This window comes from Flavobacterium sp. WC2421 (genome assembly GCF_040822115.1).
GTDB lineage: Bacteria > Bacteroidota > Bacteroidia > Flavobacteriales > Flavobacteriaceae > Flavobacterium.
In genome coordinates this window covers 2,423,173-2,448,922 of the sequence record NZ_CP162004.1, presented here as the reverse complement: position 1 = coordinate 2,448,922, position 25,750 = coordinate 2,423,173, and the positions used below count along the sequence as shown (strand labels likewise).

Here is a 25,750-nt window from a genome sequence, read left to right as displayed (position 1 = left end):
ATATGCTGTCAGTCAAAGAGATACAATCAATCATAAGCTCAGGAGAAGGATATAATGCAGAATTCAAAGTAAGTCTCCCTAGCAAGGTAAAAGATATTACAGAAGAGGTATGTGCTTTTGCAAATGCCTCCGGTGGTGTAGTTCTTATTGGTGTAGATGATAATAATTTAATACAAGGAGTAACTATTGACAATGCAAAACGTTCTGCAATTCAAAACTCAATAAACGAAATATCTCCATCGCTACAATGTGAAACCTATAGTATTGAAATAGAAGGTAAACAAATTACGGCCATTGAAGTGCCATCGGGTGCAAACAAACCTTATGTTTTGTCGGGTGCAATTTATGTACGACAAGGTCCAAATTCACAAAAGCTAACTACTGTCGAAGAAATGAGAGACTTTTTTCAACAAGCGGACAGAATTTATTTTGACGAAGCGCCATGCACAGAAGTAAACATAGTAACTGACCTTGACAAAGACAATATAGCCGTATTTAGAACAGAGGCAGGATTAAACAACACTATTTCTGATGAACAAATATTCCGCAATTTGAGATTAACTACAAAAGAAGGATATTTAAAAAATGGCGGGGTGTTATTCTTTGCCAAAGAACCGGAACACTTTTTTGAAAAAGCAGTTATACGATGTATCGCATTTGACGGAACAGACAAAAGGTACATTATTGATGATAAAATAATGACCGGTGCACTGTATCAACAATTTCTAAAAAGCATGTATTGGCTTCACTCTAAACTTGATATCCGCTATGAAATTGAGGGAGAAGGTTCCAAACCAAGAAAAGAGTTATGGGAAATTCCGGAAACTGTTTTCAAGGAAGCAATCATAAACTCATTAGCACATCGTGATTACTATGATAAAGGCGGTAGAATTACAATAGAATTGTTTGATGATCGTGTAGAAATTAGTAATCCTGGCGGATTAGTTAGTGCTATTCCCCGAAATGAATTTGGTAAAAGAAGCTTAAGCCGTAATCCTCTAATTTTTGGGTTATTCGAAAGAATGCGAATGGTGGAACAAATAGGTTCTGGTATTAGCAGAATGAGAGACTTGATGCTTGAAGAAGGATTAACTCCACCAGAATTTAATATTGATGGAATGTTTACAGTAACATTCCGAAGACCATTTGATTTCGATAAGTGGGTAGATAAGTGGGTAGAAAAACTATCCGAAAACAGAATAGAAATATTAAAGGCTATTCATTACAACAGTAAAATCTCAAAAAAGAAACTCGAATCAAATATCGGCTTAAGTGGCACTGCTATTGACAACAACATAGAAGCGCTAAAAGAATTAGGCTTACTGGAAAGAGAAGGTGGCGCAAAAGGTGGTGAATGGATGATCAAGTTCAAATTACCGTAGGTGGGTAGAAAAGGTGGGTAGAAAACCTAGAACAAATTAGGATCATTAATCCACCATTGGAATTTATAAGAATGATTGAATCCTATTTCATAAGACAATTTAGGAAATCAACATCACGAGCAATCAAGAGGTCTCTCTTCGGTCGTTCCCTTTGTTCCGTTCGGCTGTTCCAGTCGGTCAACCCGCCATTTTCATAAGAGCCCTTTTGGTAAATAGTCTATTTATTATTTCAATTTAATATTCAGGTTTCCCTCCGTTCCACAGGCACGGCGCAGTCACAATAAAAACAGCAGCTTGAAAATAAGCAGCTGTTTTTTTTTTGCACTGCTTGTTCCTCATCTTCACACGTTCACTTCCTACGTTCGGTCGGGCTTATGCATCCACAATACCGCTTCATTTCGTTACACTCCCCCGCCGCCGCGGGTACGTTTCACTGCATTCCAGCCATATTATGTCTGCAGCCCTCCGTTTTTTCAGCGGTTGCTCCTTCGCACAGCCATCGGGCTTGGCTCCGCTTACCTCACTTGCGTTATCTTAGAAGCCTCCATTTTCAATTATCAATTATCCACTATCAATTATCAGTTGGCTCGGTAGCTTTGCCCTTAATCAAGGTACACCGCCACAAAGGCGGTTGTCTTCTATTTTTTACCCGCCGTTTCACGCTCATAGCCGCTACGTTTCGCTCCGTACCTCCGCTCAACTCTCGCGTCTATGGTGGCTGTTCGATTGCCGCAACCCCGCCACGGCGCTCCTCATCCGCAAAAAAAAATTCCTTGCCCTCAAAAGGGGCACCACTTTTTTTGCTCCTTGCGGTGCTTGGGGGTGTTAATTGCCGTTTCTTCAAGAACTCCCCTGAGAAACATCAACCAGTACGATAGTGCATTTTTCTGAAAAGAAAAAGAAAAAAATCCAGCAAGAATAGCATTCATTCCTCACTTTCAGTCGGTCATTCTTCCCTCCATTTTCGTTCGTCATTTCTGCTGTTATAACGGCTTTCTTTTTTTCTCTTTTTTCTTTTCCGAAAAATTAAGGTCGAATCTTTAACACCAAAGCGCTATGCCGAATTTCATCATCAAAACACACCAAAAAAATGCTGTTTACAGAGCAAACCAAATCTTTATTCTGAACAAAGGAATGAACAGTGGCAAGCCTCAAAAAGAACCATTTACCAATAGCTTTGTAATCCTATTTCAAAACGATGAAGATGCCGAAACAGTGTATTGGTTAGCTTATAGTTTATGGAAAGCAAAATTCTGGCACCAATCATTATTGGGGTCCGTAATTCCATTTTTAAGAATTGCTGATTTTAAAAAGGATTTTATGTCAAAAGTTAACGAAATGCTACAAGAACACGAACTGCATAAAAAACAAATCCAGGCGTTGAGGTTATTGGAACAAAAAGAGGACCAATTAAAGAAGAATATTGTCCTTATCAGTGAAATGAAAAGAGTGATATTATTGAGGTATTGTAAATAACAAAAAAAAGCCTGATCTCTCGATCAGGCTCTCATGTAAATTCGGGAAAAGGTTACCAATCCAAACCCGAATTATTTCTTTTTAAATTTTGTCAATCCTTTTAAAAGGAGCGAAATAATGAAACTAATAATAGCTCCAATTACCGCTAAGATAATCGTTTTTAGAATATCTTCAGAAACAATATTTGGCATCACACTTAATAAAGTTCCGGATGCGGTTCCGATTTGCAAGCTGTTATTTGATTCCATCTCGGGGTAAATTTTGATTGTCTTTTTTCAACCGGTTCACTATGGACCGCTCTCGGTTTGCCTCATCATCAACCGTAATTTGACTGATTACCGAAATAACACCTCCCGCAAGGGCTGCATATCCGGCAATACTGACAACGGCTACAGGTAAAACTACCGGAGCCGCAATTATAATCCCGCTGATAGCCAATAGGGCCATTCCAATACTTCTCAAAACCTTAAAAAACTTTGGGGTTGGTGCTTTCGCACGTTCAACTATATTCATAATTACTTTACTTTTTTACCTTGCCATCCTGAGCGGAGTCGAAGGATTAGATTGGATCTTTATTTTCACTTCTTCGTTGTTTGCCAAAGCTTTATAAACAAGAGCTTTCAACTTCTCCAACGCTATTCGAGAGCCGCTGCCCTTCCCTATTCCGGTTTGTATCGTTACGGGAGCGATACAGCCCAACAGTTCTTTTTTAGCATCATTAGCAGGATGGATTAATATAAAATCTCGACCTGGAACATTTTTTAAATGCAAATGCCATTTGAATTTTGGGCTAAAACGCTTCTGTAAAACGTATTCTCCTTCGGGAATACAAGAAACTCGTTGTTGGTTTTGCAACCAAGGCAACTCGATGGTATAACAAACTAAAGTGCCGTTCCATTCCAAAAATCCTTGTGTTCCCTCGGGAAAATAGCTTCTATTCAACACTAAAACCATCTTACAGACCGCTTACCTGTACCAATGACAACGGATTGTAAGCCCCATTTTTCAATGGATACATTTTTCCATTTACCTCCTGATAAAACTCCAGACCTAAAGCTAAAAACAACGGACTTACACTGTTTGGAGTCACTGCATTCAATTGATTAATGGCTACTACTGGAGTTGAATCCCACGGTTGGATGACTGTTTCAGAACTAGAAACAACGAAAGTTTCCGCCTCAAAATTAATTTCGGCTCCCGCTGAAATAATTTTATAGTGAGTTGTTCCACCTGGAGCAGCAATCATATTGGCAGGTACAAAAGGATCCACCGCAACCGAAATCTCACCAGCCACTCTATCAATTGTACCTACAAAAGGAACAAATAAAGTAGTCCCTAATTTTCCAGTGATATTAAAATCAAAACCCACAAGCAATTCCGCTTCTCCATCAATTACATTACGCAACCCTCTGTCGTTCACTAAATCCGCTTGAATCACTTTGACCATAGACTGGGTTAAACGGCTCACCATTCTACTATCAGCAGAATTAATAAGCAAAGTTCTCAAAGCTGTTCTGAGCGTTTTACCGGCTTTACCTGCCCTTCCAAATTCGGCCCCGTTTTCACGGGTTCTTTGAAATGCAGGATCACTTTTAATTCTGCTCGCATCAACACCACCTTTTTCACGGGCCAAATGCCCATCTTTGGTTTTGTAAAAGGTAATATCTCCGATAGTACCCTTCAATTTAATTATGCCTTTCTGTCTTGCCATAATTCCTAAAATTTAGATTAATTATTCAATTAAAACTCTTTCAATCATCATCCTGTTGCAACACTTTTCGATTGATTATGAAACAAATTTTAGCCAATTAAATCACATAAAAAAGACTCCCCTATCCCATATGTCACTTTGTGACACAAATGGCATAAAATGACCTAAATACCCTTTTACAACCAACATTGACGGGAGTAGATTTCCGCTTCTAAACCAAAGGAATTATTTACTATTTTTATGGAATGCCAGAACTTGAACCATATAGGTTTCAAGCTAGGCAAAGCCCAATCAAAGTCATAGATAGAGTATGAGAGCCAAAAACAATAGATTATGTATATACCCTAAGGATATACAACGCATAACCGGAAAGAGTTATCGCCAAAGTATTAGACTACTTCAAAAAATAAGAAAGGAGCTCAACAAGCTCCAAAATGAGTTTGTATCTGTCGAGGAGTTTTGCCAATATACCAGCTTAAAAATTGAACAAGTTGAACCTTTGATAATTGGGTAGAAATTATATTTTAGGTAACTAAATTTTGAACCAATGCCTGTTTAAAAAAAATGGTTAACCAGTTCAAATTATGACAATTAATCATTAATTCCAGCAAAAAAACACTTATATTTGGTAATTGGAATTTAGAACAATTTGCTAACATATTGAGAGGTGTCAGTTGAGGTGTCACTTAAAATAAAAGCTTTGCGAAGCCTTATTTTACGGCGCTTTAGAAAAACAAACAACTCCCTCTTTCTCCGCTGGTTATTTCAAAAAACCAACTAAAACCCTTTAAATCGTATGATTTAGAGGGTTTTTTAATTTACTCCCTATCCAAATTATTCATAGTTTCTCATTCTAAAGGGGTACAATTCGGTGCACTTTAAAATTTCAAAAACATTGTGCCCCTACCTTTGTAAACCCTTTTAAAATAAGAGGTTCATTCATTGAACATCTTGTTTTGAGTTGATAGTTTTTCTAAATTTCTATTAACTTAAAGGTTACCAATTATGGACACAACAATTTCAATCCTTTTTTATTTAAAAAGAGCCAAAGTCAATGCTCAAGGTTTGGCTCCAATTTTTCAAAGAATTACAGTCAATGGCAGACGACTGGACAACAGCACTGGCAAATTTGTAGACCCCGACAAATGGCACTCCGAAATGTCTAAAATGAGAGGGACTTCGGAAGAAGCTCGTTCAATCAATGGACATCTTGACAATTTAAAATCAAAGATTTTAAATGTGGAGAAAAATTTAATCAAAAAAGACATCCCAATAACCTTTGACTCCTACAGGAATGAGTTATCCGGCAAAAAAGAACGGGAACGAATGTTAATCCCCATTTTCCTGGAACACAATCGCAAAATCAAAGAACTGGTTGGGCAGGACTATGCAGCTGGAACTTTGGAACGCTACGAAACCTCGTTGAAGCACACCAAAAATTTTATTTTCTGGAAATACAATCTGACGGATATCAATATCGAAAAAATTGATCATGCATTTATCATGGAATATGAATTCTATCTACGTAGCGAACGAAAATGCGCTAATAACACTGCTGTAAAGTACATCAAGAACTTCCACAAAATCATCAACCAGTGTTTGGCCAATGGATGGCTCAACAAGGATCCTTTCGCCAATTACAAAGCAAAAGTCAAAGAAGTAGTTCGAGAGTTCCTATCTGAGACTGAAATAGAGCAAATGATGAACAAAGAATTTGTTTCCGAGCGATTGGAACTCGTTCGCGACATATTCGTTTTTAGCTGCTTTACAGGCTTGGCTTACATAGATGTCAAACAATTAACACTGGATAATATTTCCTTAGGAATAGATGGTGATAAATGGATTTTCAAGAACCGCCAAAAAACCGATACCGCTTCTAAAATTCCATTATTGCCAACGGCAAAAGATATCATCGACAAATATGCAGATTATCCGGTTTGCAAAAACGAGAAACGCCTCCTCCCTATTTTAAGTAATCAAAAAATGAATGCCTATCTCAAAGAAATTGCTGATGTATGCGAAATCAAAAAAGATTTGACCTTTCATATTGCCCGCCACACTTTTGCCACAACCATAACACTTTCTAACGGCGTTCCATTGGAAACAGTCAGCAAAATGTTGGGGCACACCAGCCTTAAAACCACGCAGCACTACGCTAAAATCTTGGACAAAAAAATCAGTGAGGATATGATGATTTTAAAATCAAAATTCGCTTCCAAGGCACTAAACGATAAAAAGTTAAGCATTCGTTAGGCTTAGGTGCTGTTAATAACTTTATAGCGAATAGTATGACATATTATCAATACAAAATGGTTTATTTTGATACTCTCAATTTAAACCATTTTGTATTTTATGGAACTCAATTATATCAGCTATTTTACCGAATTTGAAAAAGAATATGAAAGCCTTAGAAACACTTCGGATGACATTTTGGTTATTGCAATAGAAATAATACAATACATTGAAAATAAATTAAAGGAAATTTTCAAATGGCTAAAAAAACATGTTTTTAAAACCTTACAAGAAGAAATCTATTTTTTCAAAGAATTAAAACCAAGAATGGTTTCAAAACTGCTGTTCTATAAAGAGTTGTTAAAAGTAGAAACTTCATTACCTCCAAACAAAAAACATAAAAGAAAGCATTACGAGGAATCACTGACCAGAATTCATAAATATGTTGTAAACAATAAAGACTTTTATGGATACTATCGTTCGAGAACATCAGTCAGAGATGAAGATCTTTTTGTAAGACGCAGTTACAAAGATATCTTCAAGTACGATTGTTATCTTATTAATTACGATTCAAAGCTTAGCACCTCACATGATTTTAATGTAGCAACTATTATAGCAAACGATATGTTATCCGGTCATTTAGAAAACAAGCTGGATGAGTTGAATGGTAATATCAAAACAAAATACAATCCAACGAATAACAAAATTACTTGGACAGGGACTAAAGTGGAATTTGCAGAGATGATCTATGGTTTATATTATAAAAAAATGTTGAATGGCGGCAACATTGACATAAAAGAAATTGCTAGAGGGTTTAGCAATGCATTTAATATTGATTTAGATGAAAAAGCGCTTTATCGATGTCTGCAAGACATCAAAAAGAGATATCCCCTTAACGCAATATTTCTTCAAAATCTCTCTGATGTCGCAAACAATAAATTTAGAGGGGAGGATTTTTAACCTTTCATAACCAAGTCTTCGACTTGGTTTTTTTATCACTAAAATTCCTTTTGTAAGAATTTAGAACCCAACTTGGGTTCAACTTAGGTTTCCTTCGTCAAGCCCATATTTTCATTGAGACTTCCAACAAATTAAAAACGGAGAAATTAACCATTTATGTTAAAGTTTGAAAAACAAACCCCGTAAATAAAGGGATTACATACTTTTTTAAGGAAAATACAACCCAACTTGGGTACACCTTGGGTTTAAAAAAGAATCAAATGAAGTTGTTTTGTACTATAACAAATCAAACACTTTCATTATGAACTTACATCCAAAAAAACTCTTCCCGGAAATCGACAACTTTGAGTTGTTAAACCACCAAGTAGTGACAAAAAGAGATCTCCTCAACTTTGGCAATGCGCTACTGCACGAAATTCAATCAGCTATGCCAGCAGCAGAACAACCTGCCCAATGGCTCAAATCTTCCGAAGTACGAAAGCTCTTGAAAATTTCTCCAGGCACATTACAGAATCTTCGCATCAACGGAACACTAAACTTCAACCGTATCGGTGGCATCCTCTATTACAAATACGACGACTTAAAAAAAATGCTCGATAAATAAGATGAAAACAACCGATAACAACTGCAACGGAACTTGTGAAGTCTGCGACTGCAAAATAAAAGTCTTAATTCTTAATACAACCATCTTAATACTCAGACAATGAATTACATCAAACACCTCACCGGATTTTTCAATAAAATCAATAATGAAAACGCAATAAATCCAACACACATTTCGCTCTATTTGGCACTCTTTCAATGTTGGAACGTCAACAGGTTCAAAAATCCAACTGGTATTTCACGCGAAGAAATTATGAAAGCCAGCAAAATAAATTCCAAAGCAACCTATCATAAGTGTATGAAAGAATTGCAAGCACTTGGTTTTATGGAATATCTACCCACATTCAACCCACATTCCTGTTCTAATGTCATTATGGTAAATTTCTCTGACGACTTAAATAACAGACCAAAATTTGAACCCCTTACTAGTTCAAAAAACAAACCCGTTCAAAATTTGACCAATTCAAAAAGCGAACAAGTTGTTGACAAAGTAAATAACCATAATACATTAAAAATTAACACTTTAAAATTAAATATAAACCAAAAGCAAAACGGACAACCCGTTCAAAATAAAACCAGGCTAAAAAATGAACAGCATATTGAACAGGTTGATGAACAGGTATATATATATAATAATAAAACATATACAAACAATATAAACAAAGATATATATAGCAAATCTGAAATTTTAAATTCTAAAAATTCAAATACAGCTCTTGAAGAAATTCAAGAAAAAGAAAAAAGTTGCGCCAAAAAAGAAGAAGCAAACAAAAACGGAATCATCCCTTCTGTTGAAATGATACTGGAGTATTTCGCTTTTAAAGAAAGTTCTGAAACAGAAGCCAACAAGTTTTTCAATTACTATTCTAGCATTGGATGGTTAGTAGGCGGAAAAACTAAAATGAAAGATTGGAAAGCTTCAGCAAGAAACTGGATAATGAACCAAAACAAATTCCAAACAAAATCAAACCGCCATCCTGAGCTTGGCGAAGGACCAAAACCCAATCACCTGCAAATTTCAAACTATAAGAATTATGCCGAACCATTGTAAATTAATAACCGACACTTTCGAAATTCAAAATGGCCACAAAGTTTATGATTTCAACAAATGCATAGCATTTGTCGAATCCCAAGGTAAAACCCATTACGGTCAATCCTTTAAAATAAACATCCTCGATATTCCAACAATTTACAAATTAATAATCTACATGATCAAAGACCAAAACACAGCTTTAAAAGAACAAATCGATCTTTCAAAAGGTATTTTATTGTCTGGTCCAATTGGATGCGGGAAAACCTCAATAATGCACCTCATAAGACCTTTTGCAAATCCTTTGTCCGATTATAAAATTAAAACCTGCCGGGAACTATCCTTCGAATTTGCCAAAAATGGTTTTGACGCCATCAACAAATACACCCTAAAACAAAATTTCCAATCCCGCCTTTCCGGCTATTGCTTTGATGATTTGGGTGCCGAACAACAAATAAAACATTTCGGAAACGATTGCAATGTAATGGCTGAGGTATTGATCAGTCGTTATGAGCAATTTGTAGAAAATAACTCCATTACCCACCTCACCTCTAACCTATCCGCCTCCGAAATAGAAATGCTTTACGGCAATCGACTCCGTTCTAGAATGAGGAATATGTTTAACCTCATCAGTTTTAATATAAAATCAAATGACAAACGCTAACCCAAACTGTCATCCCGAGCGCAGTCGAGGGACACCATTCACCAAAACCCAACACCTTTTCACTATTCACTACTTACCACTAATTAACTATGAAAAACTTCTGGAACTGGTTCCTCGACAACCACCATATCATCAAAAATCTTCTAAATCATTCGGCTGAAAATCAAGAAACAATCTGCTATTGGATCAAACAAAACCTCAACTACTATTGCAGGAAATTAGACTTTATCATCGTTTTTCCAAAAAGCTCAACGGATCAATTCGAATTCATAATTACCTCCAATGGCAATCACAAATTATTCAAACAAGTTATTGACCTGGCGGACAATGCTCCAGTATTAAAAACATGGAGATTCACGGCCTTTATAGACTCAAAAGAAACCATTGAAAAAAGGATAAACAAACTAGACACTCCTTTCATTATTCAGGATATCAATCTCAAAGAATATCAGGTAAAATTCATTCCAATTAATTTGGAGGAACATGGTAAAAAACAGACCATTCACATCCATCTCAAAAACAACACTATCCTCTGCAGTAACAAAACACTTGATCAGGCAATATTCTTTATTTTGGAAAAATTTTCTCTAAGTCCAATTTTGTTTGATCCATTACATTTGCTTCAATTGTCACAAAGCTTTGAACAGGAAATGGTATTGATACATTTACATGAAATGCAAGAGGTTTTAGACAGCTTCAATCTAAAACAAATTGCTAAAAAATAACAGTTTATGACTAGACACGAAAAATATGCTAATAAAATTAAATATCACTAAAAGTGGGTATAGTAAAATCCTACAAAATATCGTTCATTTACACAAATACAACTAAAGGACTATAATTTGATATAAATTCTACTAAAATGAACCACTAAACAAGGACTTAAACTCTACAAATGTGGGAAACCGTAAAAATAATCAGAACACAATCAATACTTTTGATTTTGATTAATAAATGGTAGAAGTACCAATAGAATATTTTAAAATAACATTATTACCAGTTCATTATTTGAATAGGTTTATCTGCTAAAAAAAATTAGATTTACATATTGACGCAATGTAAATATTCTAATTGCAATCAAACCAAAATAAGCAATATAGCACTAAATGAATTTAGACCAAGCAGCCCTTCAAAACTACAATCTAACCATAGGACAAAGAATATCTACCAGAGGAGAAGATTTTATTGTCACGGGGACGAACACAAATCATGATGGTTCACAGTTACTGGAAGCCGAAGGTATTAGTGAATTGGTAAAAGGAAAACGATTTTCTTTTGATACCAATTTAGATACCGACATAAAGCCCATTGATCCTAACTTTACAACACTTATTCCGGATACTGATAGTGGTTACAGAAAAACAAAATTATTTCTGGAAACCCAAATACGGAACTCGGCTATATTTTCAGATAAAATAACAATTGCTACTAAAGCCGCTATCAATGCAGCAGAATACCAATTGACTCCTACCCTAAAAGCACTCCAACTGCCAAGACCTCGTCTATTAATCGCTGATGGTGTTGGATTAGGAAAAACGATAGAAGTGGGTATCTTCTTAGCAGAAATGATCAAAAGAGGTAAAGGAAAACGGATTATGGTATTGGCTCCAAAATCAATATTAGCACAATTCCAACAAGAATTGTGGAACCGTTTTGCCATTCCATTAGTACGTTTAGACTCGGATGGAATTGCTAAGATAAAATCACAATTACCTGCCAATAAAAACCCTTTTGAATACTATGATAAAACTATAATTTCAATTGACACATTGAAACAAAATGCTAAGTTCAGACATTATTTAGAAAAATCAAGATGGGATGTGGTGGTCATTGACGAATGTCATACTGTGGCCAATGATAGAAGCCAAAAAGGAGATTTAGCGCAATTCATTGCCAAAAAATGTGAGTCGTTAATACTTACCTCAGCGACACCACATAATGGTAAAAAAGAAAATTTTGCCAACCTGATTAACATGATTGAGCCAACAGCTATTCCCAAGAGCGGGGAATACGACAAAAGCCATGTAGCACCTTACTATGTGCGTAGATTTAAAAATGATATTGTAGACGAAACCGTTAGAGCCAATTTTCAAGAACGAAAAATAGAGCGAGTTTCTGCTACATTAAGTGCCGATGAAATTGATTTTTTGCAATACCAACAAGAGCTCAAATTCAAAGCTATTGAGAAAATAAAGGAAGGTAAAGAACAAAAATCAAAAAATGACTTTCTATTCTCTATAGGATTATTCAAAGCATTTATGTCTTCACCTTTAGCAGCTTTAGAAAGTGTAAAACGAAGATTAGAAAAAGTCAAAGTTAAAAACAGTTCCGATTCTAGTTTTGAGGATAATGTGGAAATCCTACAAACCTTAAAAGTAAAACTTGAAAAAATTATATCTAGCAAATCAGATACTAAATATAAAAAACTAAAAGAAACCCTTTTAGGTTTAGGTTGGTCTGGAAAAAAACAAGACGACCGTTATGTGATTTTTGCAGAGCGAATAAACACTTTGGAATACCTTAAAGGAAATCTGAAAAATGATTTTAAAATTAGCGATGAAGCCATTGCTTATTTTCATGGCGGCCTATCTGATAGTGAGCAACAAAATATTATTGAAGATTTTGGGAAACAGGATAGTGCTGTAAAAATACTGCTATGTTCTGATGCAGGTTCTCAGGGGGTAAACCTTCATTACTTCTGTAACCGAATGTTCAATTACGATATTCCTTGGTCACTGATTACTCTTGAACAACGCAACGGTCGTATTGATCGTTATGGTCAAAAGAAAACACCATTTATTCATTACATCATTGCCGAATCGGATATTGAAGGATTGAAAACTGATTTACACATCGTTGATCGTTTGACTAAGAAAGAAGAAGAAGTTTATAAAACATTAGGAGATGCAGGTTCTGTAATGAAGTTGTACGATACAGATAAGGAAGAGAAATTTATTGAAAAAGCTTTTTTAACTCAAAATGAAAATTTCTTAGACACTACTGATAAAGCCATGAAAGATTTTGATTTCTCTACGCTTTTTGGCAGTGACGATGACAAAACAGAAGTTGTGGTAACAGACGATCCTTATGAACAGCCAACCTCAATCTACTCTTCTGATTTTAAATATTACCAAGCGTTATTCGAGCAATTAGATTCTGCCCAACAACTAAAACACAAAGAGGTTGAAGTAAGTGAAGATTATATAGAAATAGTTAACACCAAAGACCTAAACCAAATACTATTCGACCTACCGCCAGAATCAAAACCTGCCATCGGTGGTTTATACAAATTATCATTGGATAAAGATTTAGTTCAAAAATCCATTGAAGATGCTAGGAAGAAAAAAGGGGCTTGGGCTGAATTTCAAGTGCTCTATGATTTGCATCCAGTAGTTCGGTATTATATGACTAAGTTAGAAGCAAGCGTAGACAAAGATGTGGCTTTGGTAGCCAAGTCTAAAATCTTTCCAGCTCAAACGGCTTGGTACATTTTTCAAGGACAAATTGCTAATAATTTAGGACAGCCTATTTTATCCGATTTCTATGTAGTGGGGTTAAATGACGATGGAACAATTCATAGAAAAACTCTCGATTTAAATCAGTTTATTTCTGAATTTAAGCTAACAGAAAAAATGTTTACTGAGACCATCACAGAGCAGCATATTGCGAACCTGCAAAGCATTTTACCCGATGCTGTAGAATGGGCTCATAGTCATATGCAAGAGGAACAACAAGTGTTAGAAGGAAACATGGAAAGTAAAATGAGCGCTTACCAAACCAAGATAGAAAACTGGCATTCCGCTGCCATCGAACAATTAGAAATCGATTTTAATGAAAAAAATGTCGGCAATTATTGGGCTAAAATGAAAGACAACAAACAACGCGAAATCGAAACTATTTTGAGCAGTTCAAGCCAGTACTTTAAAGATTTAACCTCTTTACAGGGGGAACCTTATTTAAAAGTAATTGCCGTTTTTTATAATTCATAATCAAATCCATGCTTAAATTTCTAAAAAATACCGGTGATTATTTCTCTTCCAATTATTTTGATGAAGATTTCACTTCCAAAGTGCTATCTAAAACAGGATATGCTGCAGAAGATATCAAAGAATTCAATAAAAAAATCACGCCTTTAAAAGACCGTTTTTACCGTTTCAAACAACTATTCATTGAAGGCAAATTACGTACCAAAGATAAAATTGAAGAAACCCATAAGTTTCATTCCTATCTTTTAAACGTGCTAGGATATGACGGCGATCACCATCAATACAAAAATTTGTTCCATCTGACAGAAAAGGATGTAATTCCTGTGCGTCATATACTCTATCGTGGTGTCCAACCGCACCTGATGATTATGGAAATGCAGGCCTTGATCAGAGAAGACGACACAGAACCAGATGGCTTGTTTGAACAACAGTACAATGTAGCCGAAGAGGAATTGGCTTCTCCACCACAACGTTATCACCGCAGTCAATGGGACAGGGTTTTTACTACGCCAGCAGGAGTAACTATTTCGCCTGTAATTATCAATAAAGCAATTTCTGAATTGTTCCTTTTAGAACAACACAACCGCCCAAAATACATCATGCTTTTGGCTGGAAACGTAGTGTTTCTTCTAGAGCAGGAGAAATGGTTCCGTGGTAGTTATTTGGAAATTGATTTGGAGGAACTTTTCACAGAAGCCACAGCCAACAGGAATGCCAATTACTATGCACTGTTCTATTTCCTTTTAGGTAAAGAAACTTTGGCACCAGACAGTAATATGGTCTTACTAGATCAATTGGATGAAGACAGCCATAAAAGTGCTTATGAAGTTACCAAAGATCTAAAGGAAGGAATCATCAATGCGGTGGAAGCCTTGGCAAACGAGGCCATTTGGTACCATCACAACAAAGTACAAATAAAAGAAAACCTTGATGAAACCGACGATACCTTCGAGCAAGAAATCAAAGACGATTGTTTGCGCTTCATTTACCGTTTACTCTTTATTTTCTATGCCGAAAGCCGCGAAGATTTAGATATCTTGCCTAGCAATGACTCTATTTACAACAAAGGCTATTCACTTGAGATGCTGCGCGACCTGGAACAAGTGCCATTATACTCTGAAAGCAGTATCAATGGCTATTTCTTTCATGAATCACTGAGTAAATTATTTTATGTTTTAAGCTCCGGCTATCGTGAAAGTGAAAATGGGAACAACAAAAGCTTTAGGGTACGTCATATCGACTCCCCTATTTTTGATGACCGTAAACTTTATCATTTACACAAAGTAAAATTTAGAAATAAAACCTGGCAAGACATCATTTGTCAATTGTCCCTTTCTAAGCAACAAAAGAACAAAACCCGTGGCCGTATATCGTATGCCAATCTAGGTATTAACCAATTGGGAAGCGTGTACGAAAGTTTATTGGCGTTTCGTGGTTTCTATGCGGAACAGGATTATATTGAAGTCCACAAAGCGGGTAAACCTAAAGAAGGCACTTATATGGTACCTCGTTCGCGCCGTGACGATTTCAAAGAAAATGAAATCCTCAAAGACAGTGTTGATCAGGATATCATTACCAAAAAAGGTGCTTTTGTGTATCGCCTGAGTGGTCGTGACCGTCAAAAATCAGCTTCTTACTATACGCCTGAGGTACTGACAAAATCTACCGTAAAATACACCCTAAAACCCATCTTGGAAAAGCTGGAAAAAGGCGAAATGAAAGCCATAGAACTACTAGATCTAAAGCTTTTGGAACCAGCTATGGGTGCCGCTGCTTTTCACAACGAAATGATCAATCAGGTCGCTGATGCCTATCTCACTTATCGTCAAAAAGAACTTCGCGATAGTGGAAGAAAAGAATGGCGTGTGGCTCCCGATAAATACCTGGAAGAGCTACAACGTGTAAAAGCCTATATTGCTACTAACAATACCTACGGAGTCGATTTAAACCCTACAGCGATTGAATTGGGTAAACTTTCTTTGTGGCTCAACGTGATTCATAAAGATATGGAAACCCCTTTCTTTAGCAACCGTTTAGCAGTGGGTAATGCCGTGGTGGGAGCATGGTTAAAAGTCTATGCCGCCAAAGATGTTGAAGAAGAATACGAATTAATTAAAGACAGCAAAGGGAAAAGCAAAAGAGTTCCAGTTAAAAAAGAATGGTGGAACAAGGCCCCTCGCCTATTGGAATTCAAACCTTCTACCAATTACGTCAAGATAAACCACGATCGCAAAGCTGATGAAATTTATCATTTCTTGTTGCCTGATAAGAACATGTTGGCTTCGGCAGGAATTAAAATGCTGAAAGTCGATTATGAAGCCGAAAGCAAAGCGGTTTCCAAATGGAAGGCAGAATGGTGCAAACAACTCACCAAATCAGAAGTGGAAATTCTTAAAAAAATCAGCAACAAAATAGACGAACTGCTTATCGACTATTACAAATTTCAACGCTCCATTAACCAAGCCACTGCAACCAAACAACATATTTTTGGCGTACCGGTACAGCAGCTTACGGCCGAAATGCGTAGCTATGACGAAAAAGAACGCCTGGCCGACCAGCGCAACCGCCACAACGCACCTTATTTTAAACTAAAAATGGTGATGGACTATTGGTGTAGTTTGTGGTTTTGGGATGTGCGTGAAGCAGCTACTATACCCAACCGTAGGCAATATTGGCAAGATATTGAAGAAATCCTGAAACTAAATGTAAATAAAGCTGTTGAAGGTATGGAAGACCGTCGAGGACAACAAAACATGTTTGAAACTGGTGTGCAAATGAGTATGGTATTGGAACCTGGAACCTCTGCTGCCGAAAACCAAGCTTTTACCGATGTAGTTGTGGACAGCACCCAGCAACAAGACTTGTTTGACAAAAACCAACGACTGGTTTTGGTAAGCCAACTCGCCAAACAATACTTTTTCTTTCACCCGCAACTGGAGTTTTTGGAAGTGTTTTGGGAACGTGGTGGTTTTGATTTGATTGCTGGTAACCCTCCCTGGGTAAATATTGAACTTGATGAAGCTGGAGTTCTCTCTGAAAAAAACCCAGAAATATCTATAAGAGATTATTCTGCACCACAAATTAAAAAAAAATCAGAATCAATCTTGGATAATGATGATTGGTTAAAATCACTTTATATAAATGAGTTCATTTGGGCTGATTCAACAAAATCTTTTATTGGAGCAGAACAAAATTATCCATTATTAATTGGTCAAAGAAATAATTTATATAAATGTATCGTTTCAAATTCTTTATTATTAAGTAATAAAAATGGTTTTATAGGATTAGTTCATCCTGAAGGAATATTTGATGATCCAAGAGCAGGTAATTTAAGAAAAGAAATCTATTATCATCTCAAATATCACTTTCACTTTCGTAATGGATTGAAGTTATTTGCTGAAGTTCATGATCAAATGTTTTTTAGTATAAATGTATATTCAGGGAATAAATCAGCTATAGGTTTTTTTGCTATTAGTGAGTTATTGCTACCTAACACAATAGATGGTTGTTTTATTAGTAATGATTTAAGTACACCAAAAGGAATCAAAGTTAAGAAGAATAATAGCTTTGAATGGAATGTATCTTCAAATAGAAATCGTTTAATGTTCATAACAGAAAAAGAAATCAGATTAATTAATAGTTTATTTGAAGATAGACCAGTATGGAATGAATCTGTTTTTGTGAGCACTTACTCAAAACAGTTGATTGATGTTTATGAAAAATTATCTTTTTCAAGAAAAAGATTAGGTGATGTTAAGTATTTTTCAACTGATGGTTTGAACGAAACAAATGCGGTTAAAGACGAAATTATTAAAAGAGAAACTAAATACCTTGAAGATAAAGATGTAGATTTTGTAATGAGTGGACCACATTTTTATCTAGGAAATCCATTTTATAAATGCCCTAAGAAAGCCTGTAAACTGAGATCTGACTATGATAATATAGATCATCTTGAAATTCCAATCAATTATCGTCCTAGGACAAATTATTTACCAAATAATTTGTCTAAAATTAAAGAAATTGGTAGTGGGTTTAACTGGTATGCTAAGTATAGAGTCATCTTTGGAAAAATGCTAAACCAGCCTGGTGAAAGAACATTACAATCTGCTTTAATCACTCCAAATGTTTCTCATGTAAACAGTATTATTTCTGTAGTTACAGAAAAAGAAAGTGAAGTAATTATTTTATGTGCATTAGCTTCATCAATAGTCTATGATTTTTATATTAAAATTACAGGAAAAAATAATTTATATGATGAGACATTAAAAACTTTCCCTATTGCAATAAACAACATATATATTGATCAAATTTTCAATCGCACCTTACAGCTCAATTGCTTGAACAAGTATTATGCACCATTATGGCAAGACAATTGGCAAGATAGTTTTGTTCAAGACCAATGGAGTAAAAACGATACTCGCTTAAAACCGTTTGACACCTTAACCCAAGAATGGCAATGGAGCACACCTTTACGCAACTGGTTTGAACGTCGCCAAGCATTAGTAGAAATAGATGTAATTACCGCTATGGCGTTGGATTTAACGCTAGAGGAGTTAAGCTTAATTTACAACGTACAATTCCCGGTACTGCAACAAAACGAAGACGACACTTGGTACGACACCAAAGGGAATATTGTATTTACCTGTAGTAAAGGCTTAACGGGTGTTGGTCTAGACCGTCCGGTTTGGGACACGATTAAAGAACTAAAAGCAGGTCAAAACTACGAACATACTATAAAAAGTGAACTCTACAAAGGGCAAAAAATGACCTATTACGCGCCTTTTGATAAATGTGACAGAGTTGCAGATTATAAAGTGGCTTGGGAACATTTTGAAGAGTTATTTAAAAATTAGGGTATGACAGAAATTGATACAATAAACAAAGCTATTTACAAAGCCATCAAGACAAATAGTAATTTTATTATTGAGCAAGGTGACCAATGGAAAAAAGAATTGTCAGCAGCAAAAAACTACATTGCCACACCCAATTTAAAACATTGGACATTCGGCAAAAGTGTGGGTGCAGATGGCGAATATCATGACCATGGAGGAACGGCCAAACAACGATTGTACAGTTTGGGCTTCATCAATGTATTAGATATAAAGGATAAAAACTCAAGAGAAACAATTCTGAATGCTTTTATAAATTGGGCAAAAAAAGCAGATAAATATCCAATACTCGAAAAGTTTGAACGAGACCAAAAAGCCAGCAAACGATTTGAACTATTAGTCCATAAATCATTGCTAAATGAACAGGATAAATTTGTGCCGAAAGTAAAATCCAATCAGCAACTTTTAGACGAAGGTTTCTTGTATCAAATCTATAAAGAAGTAAAGTATAGAAACAAAAAAATAGTAGCATTGGCCAAAGAACATCACGGTACCAATTGCGCTGTTTGTGATTTTGATTTTGCAAAAACATACGGTTCCCACGGCGAAGGATTTATAGAGATGCACCACCTCTACCCTATTGCCGAAGGCGCAAGAAAAACCAGCGTAGAAGATTTACGACCAGTTTGTGCCAATTGCCACAGAATGTTACACCGAGGAAAAGAACTATTGAGTATCGAGGAGTTGAAAGGAATTATTAAAGAAAATTTAGAGAGATAAGTTATGATTGAACCTACATTAACTTGGATGAAAGCTGTCGAAAAAGCAATAAACAAGCTTCAAAAGGAATACAAACAAAATAGAGGAATGCTTTTAACAGAAGGCGATTTAGAATGTCATACTTTTAATAAACTACTTCAAGAAGAAGGATTGAAAGACTATCATCGCTGTAAAAATGACACTATTTTTAATACTCAAAGAAGTTCTGAACTTAAAACAAGTTACGTGCATTCTCAAGTTACGTGGTTTAAAATAGATAAAAAATCAGGTTTTGAAGTAGATATTACTATTGGTGATCCAAGTAAAATGGAAGTTAAAAATATTGAACTTTTCGAACAATATACAAGTAAAGGATTTGCTTATGATGGACCTTGCATAGCAATTGAATTAAAGTTTATTCGAGATATACAGAAAGCAAATCAATTTGGACAAGAAGATTATTTAAAGTTAAGAGATAAACTTATTCCAGCCAAACTGGAAAACATTAGAATTGAAAAGTATAAGGAAAGTAACAATGATAATATTGCGTTTCTAGCAGTAGTTGGATGTAAAGACAAAAAAATCTTTGAATTAGCAAAACATTATTTAGGGAAACATCTTTCGGATGAAACTAAACCTTGTCCTGAAAACTTATTTGTTTGTGTTTTTTACCAAGATGAAATCATTTGGGATAAAGAACAATTGATTGAATTTTACGAACAGTCCATAATATAAATATTGCATTTCAATAATGACAGCTAAACAACGAATAGAAGAATATTTAAAAAATAATAACATAAGAACTAATAGATTCTATGGTAAATGTATACCTACAGAAAATGGTTTTTTAGTTGTTGGTGATATTTTATCCAAAGAAGAGGGAAATCTTTTGCTTCGCGAGGATGGTGATAGACTTCAGCTATTTACTGGAAAAGAAAATACGTTTTTTGAAGCAAATAAATTCTATGAATTTAGTATTTATATACCTGTTGAACAGTCAAAAAAAGAAGTGGTAGTTGTGATTGACCATAAAATTTCGCCTCCTATTGAAATTAGCATAGACCCTTATCAAGAAATTGTAAGACTTCGTTATGAAAGGCTTGATAATCCTGAAGCCAATAAAATGATTGCTAATTTAATGAGAGAAATTGGCAAGGGTCTATATTCTTCAAAACAGCGAATGATTTTTGAATTATTGCAAAATGCTGATGATACACCTGCAGGGAATGAAGTTAGTTTCCATATTGATGCATACTACGATTATTTACTCATAATGCATAATGGATTACCTTTTAATCAAGATGATGTCGAAGCAATAACAAGTGCTGCAGAAAGCACAAAACGTAATGACAGAAAAAAAACAGGTTACAAGGGAATTGGTTTCAAATCGGTTTTTACGGATAGTGAAGAAGTATTAATAAAATCAGGTGGTTTTCTATTTGTTTTCAAAAGAAATCATCCTGCCTATAAAAATTTTGATTCTTTTTATTTTGGCAAGAAAAGATATATTGATTATCCACTATTGTTGGATGAAGACAAACTAAAATATGCCAAACAAAGAAAATCATTTAACGGGAATACTGACATCCCTTGGCAATTAATTCCTGTATGGTCTGAAGAGCTTCCAAAATCTTTAGAAAACTCAAGATTGGCAACTTATAATAATAATGTTGGTTTTGCTATTAAATTTGGAAGAGAAAAAGTGGAAGAGTATCTTGAAGCAGTTGCAAATTTTGCTGATAGTCCTCATTTTATGTTATTTTTGAGACACGTGAATACATTCAAATCTTTTAAGAATGCAATTACAATTCGAAAATCAGGCGAAAATCCAGTAATAATTGAAAGAATTGCACAGGTTGGAATTAATACAAAACTAACCTACTTTAAAAAAGAAATAGATGACATTAAAGTAAATGATGAAGCACTCGCAGAAGAAGGAGTAATTATTTTTAAAAGACAAAAGGAAAATGAATATGGAGAAATATCACATTACTTCAGCTCTGATATAGAAGGTGAAAAGCCACTAGAATCTATTCCTCCAAAATTAGCAGCTTTTGATGAAACTTCAATAACATTTGCCGCACCAGTAGTAAACGGAATAATAAAAGCGGAACCAAACTATATTTCTGGTAAATCATTCTCAAGCTTTTATACTTTTTTACCGATGAAGGAAATGAGAATTTCATTACCATTTTTAATAAATGCTGATTTCGTTCCATCCGCCGACAGAGAGTCATTGCAAGGAGATAATGAATGGAATGAATATATTATTTCTAAAATAGCTTTTAATCATTTAAGATGGTTAAAAGAAATTGCGGAAGATTGCATCAAAACAAAGATAAAGCAACCCGAATATTTATCATTATTACTAAAAGAAATGCTTCCTGATGACTTTACAATCAGAATGCTAATTGAAAAATACAATTCAACTTACAGAAAATCAATTGATGAGGTAGATTTTATTATAAATGATAAGGACTCACTTTGCAAAATATCAGAAATTGTAATAGATACAACGGGTATTTCAAATTTATTAGGTTCAGAATTTTTCTATTCTATCGCTAATACTGAAAAACATTTACCAAATAGTGAGATTAATTCCCATTATCTACTATATGATTATTTGGAAATTGAAAAATTTAATTCAGATGAATTAATTGAAGTACTAAATGCAGACGAAAACAAAGAATTACTTTCAATTGCTATTCAAAATTTAAAACAGGACAATTACTTATCCTTTTTAAAATGGCTGGACAACTTCTGTAAAAAAAATTATACTGATTCAAATTGGATTCTAGCATTACCATTTATTAGAATAGGTAATGAGTTGCTATCACTAAATGAAGCATTGAATGTTGCCGATTTTATTTTTAAAACAAGTAAAACGAAAAGCATTGAAAGTTTACTTGTAAAAATAGGGTTTAAACTATCCGAATTTTATAGTAATGCTGATGATTACAAGCATATTTATGCAGCTATTTTAACTCAGGATTCATACTTAAAAACGGATTTAAAATTATACGAGCATATTGCTGCAGCAAAAGGATTGGGTAAATTAACTGCCGAGGAAAAGAATGCTCTATTAACTTTTTTGGAAGGTTTATTTGATGTTGGTGCAGCTAGATATGCAAAGTCATTGGCTTTATTTGAATCAAAAAAAATGGGAGGCGTTTTAAACCCCCTCAACTCATTGATTTCAAATACTTGTGTCAATATCCCGATTTGGTTGTCCAACTTTGTAATCGACCAAAAAGAACAGAATGCCTTATCTGAAGTATTTAAAAAGAACCTACTAAAACAGGAAGATGTTTTAGAAAAAGTATTCTGCAACCTTGCTACTTTCAATGAAATTATTACGGGCATTAATACAGAAAACATAGAGGATTTTTATACTTACATTTTTAAACTCTACAAAGAAAAACCCGAAGAGAGCAAAATAGACTTTTCGCAAATTCCTTGGGTTTTCACACTAGGTACTAATTCATTTGTTCTGCCTACGACTGTTTATTGGCCTGATAGTATGGCTAAATTATCAGCAGAAAGCTATGTAAGTGTGAAAGCAGCCATTGAGACTCTTTCTACTGAAGTTTTACCTCATTATGCTGCTATGCAATTAAAAGTGCCTTTCGGATTGGGAAGCAAGGCAGTCAATATTTCTACTACATTTAGTAAACCCAGTACATTTGATGTACTGCCAATAAATCATTTTCTGGATTGGTTGCAATCAGAAGGGGAAAAGACTTTTTTCACAAAGTTTTCTATTATAAAAACAGCAGAGCAATACACTATTGCTCCCTCAGCAATAGTACAATATTACACAGATAATCAGGATTTAGTGACCTTTATCGAATCTTCATCTTTAAATACAAAGTTGGTATTACTACCAACGGAGGTTTATGCTGAAGATAGAAAAAAAATAGGCTTATTACAAGGTACTGATTTATTAAAATATGGATTCGAAAATGGAATGGCAATTCCATCTTTTGCCAAGTTTATTTATAAAGCAAACAATGCTGAATTAAGTTTGCACTATTTATCATTATTGGAAACCTTTAATATTGACACAACCAAGACGTATAATTCAGAATCGGACGAATTTAAAATAATTAAACTGGCTGTCCTAAATGTAGTTGCTGATGAAGAAAAACTCAAATCATTTCGTGAAAAAATAACCATTGATGACATTCCATTGTTAGAAAAAGCTATTTCAGATGATGTTCGGTTATATCAAAAAGAAGGTAAAACAATTGAACTTAATATTAAGCTCAAGGAAATATTAAAATCTTATAAAGACAAGGTTTACTCTGTAACTGATATAATTAATAGATTTATTAATTTTAAAGATGATAGAAACCTTATAATACTGTTTAAAGCTCAAGGTAAATCAGTAAAAATCATTTATAATGAACTATGCTTATTAAAACCAGCATATTACAACCCCATCCAAACTTTCTTTCTTTCTTTTTACAAATCACATTACCCTGCTGAAGAAGTATTTAAAGACAAAATTCCATTTTCAGTAAATGGGCTAACAAATCAACCACAATATGAAAAAGACATTTGTGAATTTCTTGATATATGCTTGAATGAGGATAACTATATTGGATTTATTAAACATAATGTTATACCTGATTTTAACCCAACTAATTATATTCTAAACGAAGAATATGCTATTGAGTCAGAAAAACCTCCACTTTGGCTTTTAGATTGGGTCAATACATCAGATCCGGAAAATAAATTAACATATATAAAACTGTTGGGGATAAATGATGATTCAAAACCAGTTGTCTTGTTTCGTAAAGCAATAAAAGAATCTGATCTGGAAGTTATTAATTTAAACAGGGAAAGTATTGAAAATAATTTCCTTTTGATAAACACGCTAACTTGGCTTTCAGAGCAGCAAACAAAAAATAACTTAGTACTAAAAAAAGAAATTTTACAGCCACTGTATAAAAAATTGGAGAACAAAAAAATTCCTGTTATTGGATTACCATTCCCATCGATAACAATTTTAAATGTTGATAATTATACATTAATTCAGTTACAAGAAAATGCAATACTTCATTTAATTCACGAAGGTTGGGGCGAATACAAGCAAGATATCTTTTCGAGTTTAACAGGCGAAAATAAGGTTACAGATGATGTAGTTCCTCCAACATACCGTATTTCTTGGAAAATCGTAGTACAGAAATTTGTAAGCGAGGCTGACATCATAAAATTACAAAACAATTCCTATCCGTTTGATGAAGATTACTATCTAGAATGGGAGTTGAAAGATAAATACAAAATAGTAATATACAAGGGTTCTCACCTACCTTACGTAATAAAATATAATGAATCGATTATAAAGACCGTTGAAGATAAATTCGTCGCATATATAAATGGAATATATTATGTAATTGAAAATAATATAGAATATCTTTTTTTATCATTCACCGGTGTATTAGATCTAAGTATCTTGAGATCTTTGGGAGCAGAACGACAAAGGTATATCGAAAAGAAAAAGAAAAAAGAATTTGATGTAGAATATACAGACGAAGAAACAGAGGCACTAAATAGACTTTTTGGAGATGAAATACCTAAAAATTTTCATAAAGATTTGAATATAGCTGCTTTAATATCTGCTCTTATTTATCTAGCAAAAAATGGTTTCGACGTTACAGAAGCAGAAAACAACTTAAAAGATTCTCATATATATTCTCAACTAAGTCCTGTATATTCATCTGATAAAACTGAGAATTATACTGTTATGGGGCGTTCAGCTAAAACAGGTTTATTATATCTTACTGCAAATGCCTGGGAAAGATTAGCCTCTGATGATATTAAGCTTTTTGTTTCGACTGGTAAGAGGGAACAAAACCATCATTTATTCAATAATAAGCAAGAGCTTTTAAATGTTAGTGATACAAACTTTCAGGTTTTTAGAGTGGCAGCAAATTCTACTGCAACAAATACGGACTCTATTTTAAATGGTACTTTCGATAAGAATAAAGTATTGCTTATTTTTAAAATGAAAGAAAATAGAGACTATAACTCCATTTTTGGTGGAGGAATAAGAGAAAATGAAAACACTCCTGATTACGAAAATGTAAATACTTATGAAGACTCAGAATATTAA

The 25,750-nt window shown here is 34.4% G+C and carries 17 protein-coding genes; 13 read left to right on the top strand and 4 right to left on the bottom strand.

The features are described from left to right. Window positions 1-2: 2 nt before the first annotated feature. A complete protein-coding gene (locus tag AB3G33_RS10550; RefSeq protein WP_367769113.1) occupies window positions 3-1,382 on the top strand; it encodes an ATP-binding protein in 1,380 nt (459 codons plus the stop codon). Window positions 1,383-2,438: 1,056 nt separating this feature from the next. Further along, on the top strand, window positions 2,439-2,858 hold the full coding sequence (locus AB3G33_RS10545; protein WP_367769110.1) for a hypothetical protein: 420 nt from the start codon (window positions 2,439-2,441) through the stop codon (window positions 2,856-2,858). Between the two features lie 71 nt (window positions 2,859-2,929). Here the strand turns inward: AB3G33_RS10545 and AB3G33_RS10540 are convergent, their stop codons facing one another. The 4 genes from AB3G33_RS10540 to AB3G33_RS10525 are packed head-to-tail and all read right to left on the bottom strand — an operon-like array spanning window position 2,930 to window position 4,569. Beyond that, a complete protein-coding gene (locus AB3G33_RS10540) occupies window positions 2,930-3,106 on the bottom strand; it encodes a hypothetical protein (RefSeq protein WP_170066898.1) in 177 nt (58 codons plus the stop codon). After that, window positions 3,093-3,371: a hypothetical protein gene (locus AB3G33_RS10535; RefSeq protein WP_367769107.1), complete on the bottom strand. Its 279-nt coding sequence runs from the start codon at window positions 3,369-3,371 to the stop codon at window positions 3,093-3,095. Before AB3G33_RS10535 ends, AB3G33_RS10540 begins: the two co-directional genes overlap by 14 nt. A gap of 15 nt (window positions 3,372-3,386) precedes the next feature. Beyond that, window positions 3,387-3,812: a DUF5675 family protein gene (locus AB3G33_RS10530; protein ID WP_367769104.1), complete on the bottom strand. Its 426-nt coding sequence runs from the start codon at window positions 3,810-3,812 to the stop codon at window positions 3,387-3,389. A gap of 1 nt (window position 3,813) precedes the next feature. Further along, the gene (locus AB3G33_RS10525) at window positions 3,814-4,569 is read right to left on the bottom strand and encodes a hypothetical protein (protein ID WP_367769101.1); all 756 of its coding nucleotides are present in this window, start codon (window positions 4,567-4,569) and stop codon (window positions 3,814-3,816) included. A 1,005-nt stretch (window positions 4,570-5,574) separates the two neighbouring features. Here AB3G33_RS10525 and AB3G33_RS10520 point away from each other — a divergent pair. From AB3G33_RS10520 to AB3G33_RS10470, 11 genes are all read left to right on the top strand, one after another. Next, the gene (locus tag AB3G33_RS10520; RefSeq protein WP_367769098.1) at window positions 5,575-6,822 is read left to right on the top strand and encodes a site-specific integrase; all 1,248 of its coding nucleotides are present in this window, start codon (window positions 5,575-5,577) and stop codon (window positions 6,820-6,822) included. Between the two features lie 99 nt (window positions 6,823-6,921). Further along, the gene (locus tag AB3G33_RS10515; RefSeq protein ID WP_367769096.1) at window positions 6,922-7,761 is read left to right on the top strand and encodes an RteC domain-containing protein; all 840 of its coding nucleotides are present in this window, start codon (window positions 6,922-6,924) and stop codon (window positions 7,759-7,761) included. A 301-nt stretch (window positions 7,762-8,062) separates the two neighbouring features. Then, a complete protein-coding gene (locus tag AB3G33_RS10510; protein ID WP_367769093.1) occupies window positions 8,063-8,365 on the top strand; it encodes a helix-turn-helix domain-containing protein in 303 nt (100 codons plus the stop codon). Between the two features lie 99 nt (window positions 8,366-8,464). Beyond that, on the top strand, window positions 8,465-9,415 hold the full coding sequence (locus AB3G33_RS10505) for a transcriptional regulator (protein WP_367769089.1): 951 nt from the start codon (window positions 8,465-8,467) through the stop codon (window positions 9,413-9,415). Then, on the top strand, window positions 9,399-10,058 hold the full coding sequence (locus AB3G33_RS10500; protein WP_367769086.1) for an ATPase: 660 nt from the start codon (window positions 9,399-9,401) through the stop codon (window positions 10,056-10,058). Before AB3G33_RS10505 ends, AB3G33_RS10500 begins: the two co-directional genes overlap by 17 nt. 89 nt (window positions 10,059-10,147) lie before the next feature. Then, window positions 10,148-10,783 (top strand): hypothetical protein, encoded by a 636-nt coding sequence (locus AB3G33_RS10495; protein WP_367769083.1) that lies wholly within the window; start codon window positions 10,148-10,150, stop codon window positions 10,781-10,783. 381 nt (window positions 10,784-11,164) lie between these two features. Beyond that, window positions 11,165-14,047 carry a helicase-related protein gene (locus AB3G33_RS10490; protein WP_367769080.1) on the top strand — a complete coding sequence of 961 codons (2,883 nt, stop codon included), beginning with the start codon at window positions 11,165-11,167 and terminating at the stop codon, window positions 14,045-14,047. Between the two features lie 8 nt (window positions 14,048-14,055). After that, window positions 14,056-18,897: a hypothetical protein gene (locus AB3G33_RS10485; RefSeq protein WP_367769077.1), complete on the top strand. Its 4,842-nt coding sequence runs from the start codon at window positions 14,056-14,058 to the stop codon at window positions 18,895-18,897. 3 nt (window positions 18,898-18,900) lie between these two features. Next, the gene (locus tag AB3G33_RS10480; protein ID WP_367769074.1) at window positions 18,901-19,653 is read left to right on the top strand and encodes an HNH endonuclease; all 753 of its coding nucleotides are present in this window, start codon (window positions 18,901-18,903) and stop codon (window positions 19,651-19,653) included. A 3-nt stretch (window positions 19,654-19,656) separates the two neighbouring features. Next, window positions 19,657-20,367, top strand: a complete 711-nt coding sequence (locus AB3G33_RS10475) for a hypothetical protein (RefSeq protein ID WP_367769071.1) — start codon at window positions 19,657-19,659, stop codon at window positions 20,365-20,367. A gap of 16 nt (window positions 20,368-20,383) precedes the next feature. After that, a complete protein-coding gene (locus AB3G33_RS10470) occupies window positions 20,384-25,750 on the top strand; it encodes an ATP-binding protein (protein ID WP_367769068.1) in 5,367 nt (1,788 codons plus the stop codon).

What these genes read in the sequence shown, in the direction of transcription:
- AB3G33_RS10550 (WP_367769113.1), top strand. Translation starts at nt 3, where the DNA reads ATGCTGTCAGTCAAAGAGATACAATCAATCATAAGCTCAGGAGAAGGA.
- AB3G33_RS10545 (WP_367769110.1), top strand. Translation starts at nt 2,439, where the DNA reads ATGCCGAATTTCATCATCAAAACACACCAAAAAAATGCTGTTTACAGA.
- AB3G33_RS10540 (WP_170066898.1), bottom strand. Translation starts at nt 3,106, where the DNA reads ATGGAATCAAATAACAGCTTGCAAATCGGAACCGCATCCGGAACTTTA.
- AB3G33_RS10535 (WP_367769107.1), bottom strand. Translation starts at nt 3,371, where the DNA reads ATGAATATAGTTGAACGTGCGAAAGCACCAACCCCAAAGTTTTTTAAG.
- AB3G33_RS10530 (WP_367769104.1), bottom strand. Translation starts at nt 3,812, where the DNA reads ATGGTTTTAGTGTTGAATAGAAGCTATTTTCCCGAGGGAACACAAGGA.
- AB3G33_RS10525 (WP_367769101.1), bottom strand. Translation starts at nt 4,569, where the DNA reads ATGGCAAGACAGAAAGGCATAATTAAATTGAAGGGTACTATCGGAGAT.
- AB3G33_RS10520 (WP_367769098.1), top strand. Translation starts at nt 5,575, where the DNA reads ATGGACACAACAATTTCAATCCTTTTTTATTTAAAAAGAGCCAAAGTC.
- AB3G33_RS10515 (WP_367769096.1), top strand. Translation starts at nt 6,922, where the DNA reads ATGGAACTCAATTATATCAGCTATTTTACCGAATTTGAAAAAGAATAT.
- AB3G33_RS10510 (WP_367769093.1), top strand. Translation starts at nt 8,063, where the DNA reads ATGAACTTACATCCAAAAAAACTCTTCCCGGAAATCGACAACTTTGAG.
- AB3G33_RS10505 (WP_367769089.1), top strand. Translation starts at nt 8,465, where the DNA reads ATGAATTACATCAAACACCTCACCGGATTTTTCAATAAAATCAATAAT.
- AB3G33_RS10500 (WP_367769086.1), top strand. Translation starts at nt 9,399, where the DNA reads ATGCCGAACCATTGTAAATTAATAACCGACACTTTCGAAATTCAAAAT.
- AB3G33_RS10495 (WP_367769083.1), top strand. Translation starts at nt 10,148, where the DNA reads ATGAAAAACTTCTGGAACTGGTTCCTCGACAACCACCATATCATCAAA.
- AB3G33_RS10490 (WP_367769080.1), top strand. Translation starts at nt 11,165, where the DNA reads ATGAATTTAGACCAAGCAGCCCTTCAAAACTACAATCTAACCATAGGA.
- AB3G33_RS10485 (WP_367769077.1), top strand. Translation starts at nt 14,056, where the DNA reads ATGCTTAAATTTCTAAAAAATACCGGTGATTATTTCTCTTCCAATTAT.
- AB3G33_RS10480 (WP_367769074.1), top strand. Translation starts at nt 18,901, where the DNA reads ATGACAGAAATTGATACAATAAACAAAGCTATTTACAAAGCCATCAAG.
- AB3G33_RS10475 (WP_367769071.1), top strand. Translation starts at nt 19,657, where the DNA reads ATGATTGAACCTACATTAACTTGGATGAAAGCTGTCGAAAAAGCAATA.
- AB3G33_RS10470 (WP_367769068.1), top strand. Translation starts at nt 20,384, where the DNA reads ATGACAGCTAAACAACGAATAGAAGAATATTTAAAAAATAATAACATA.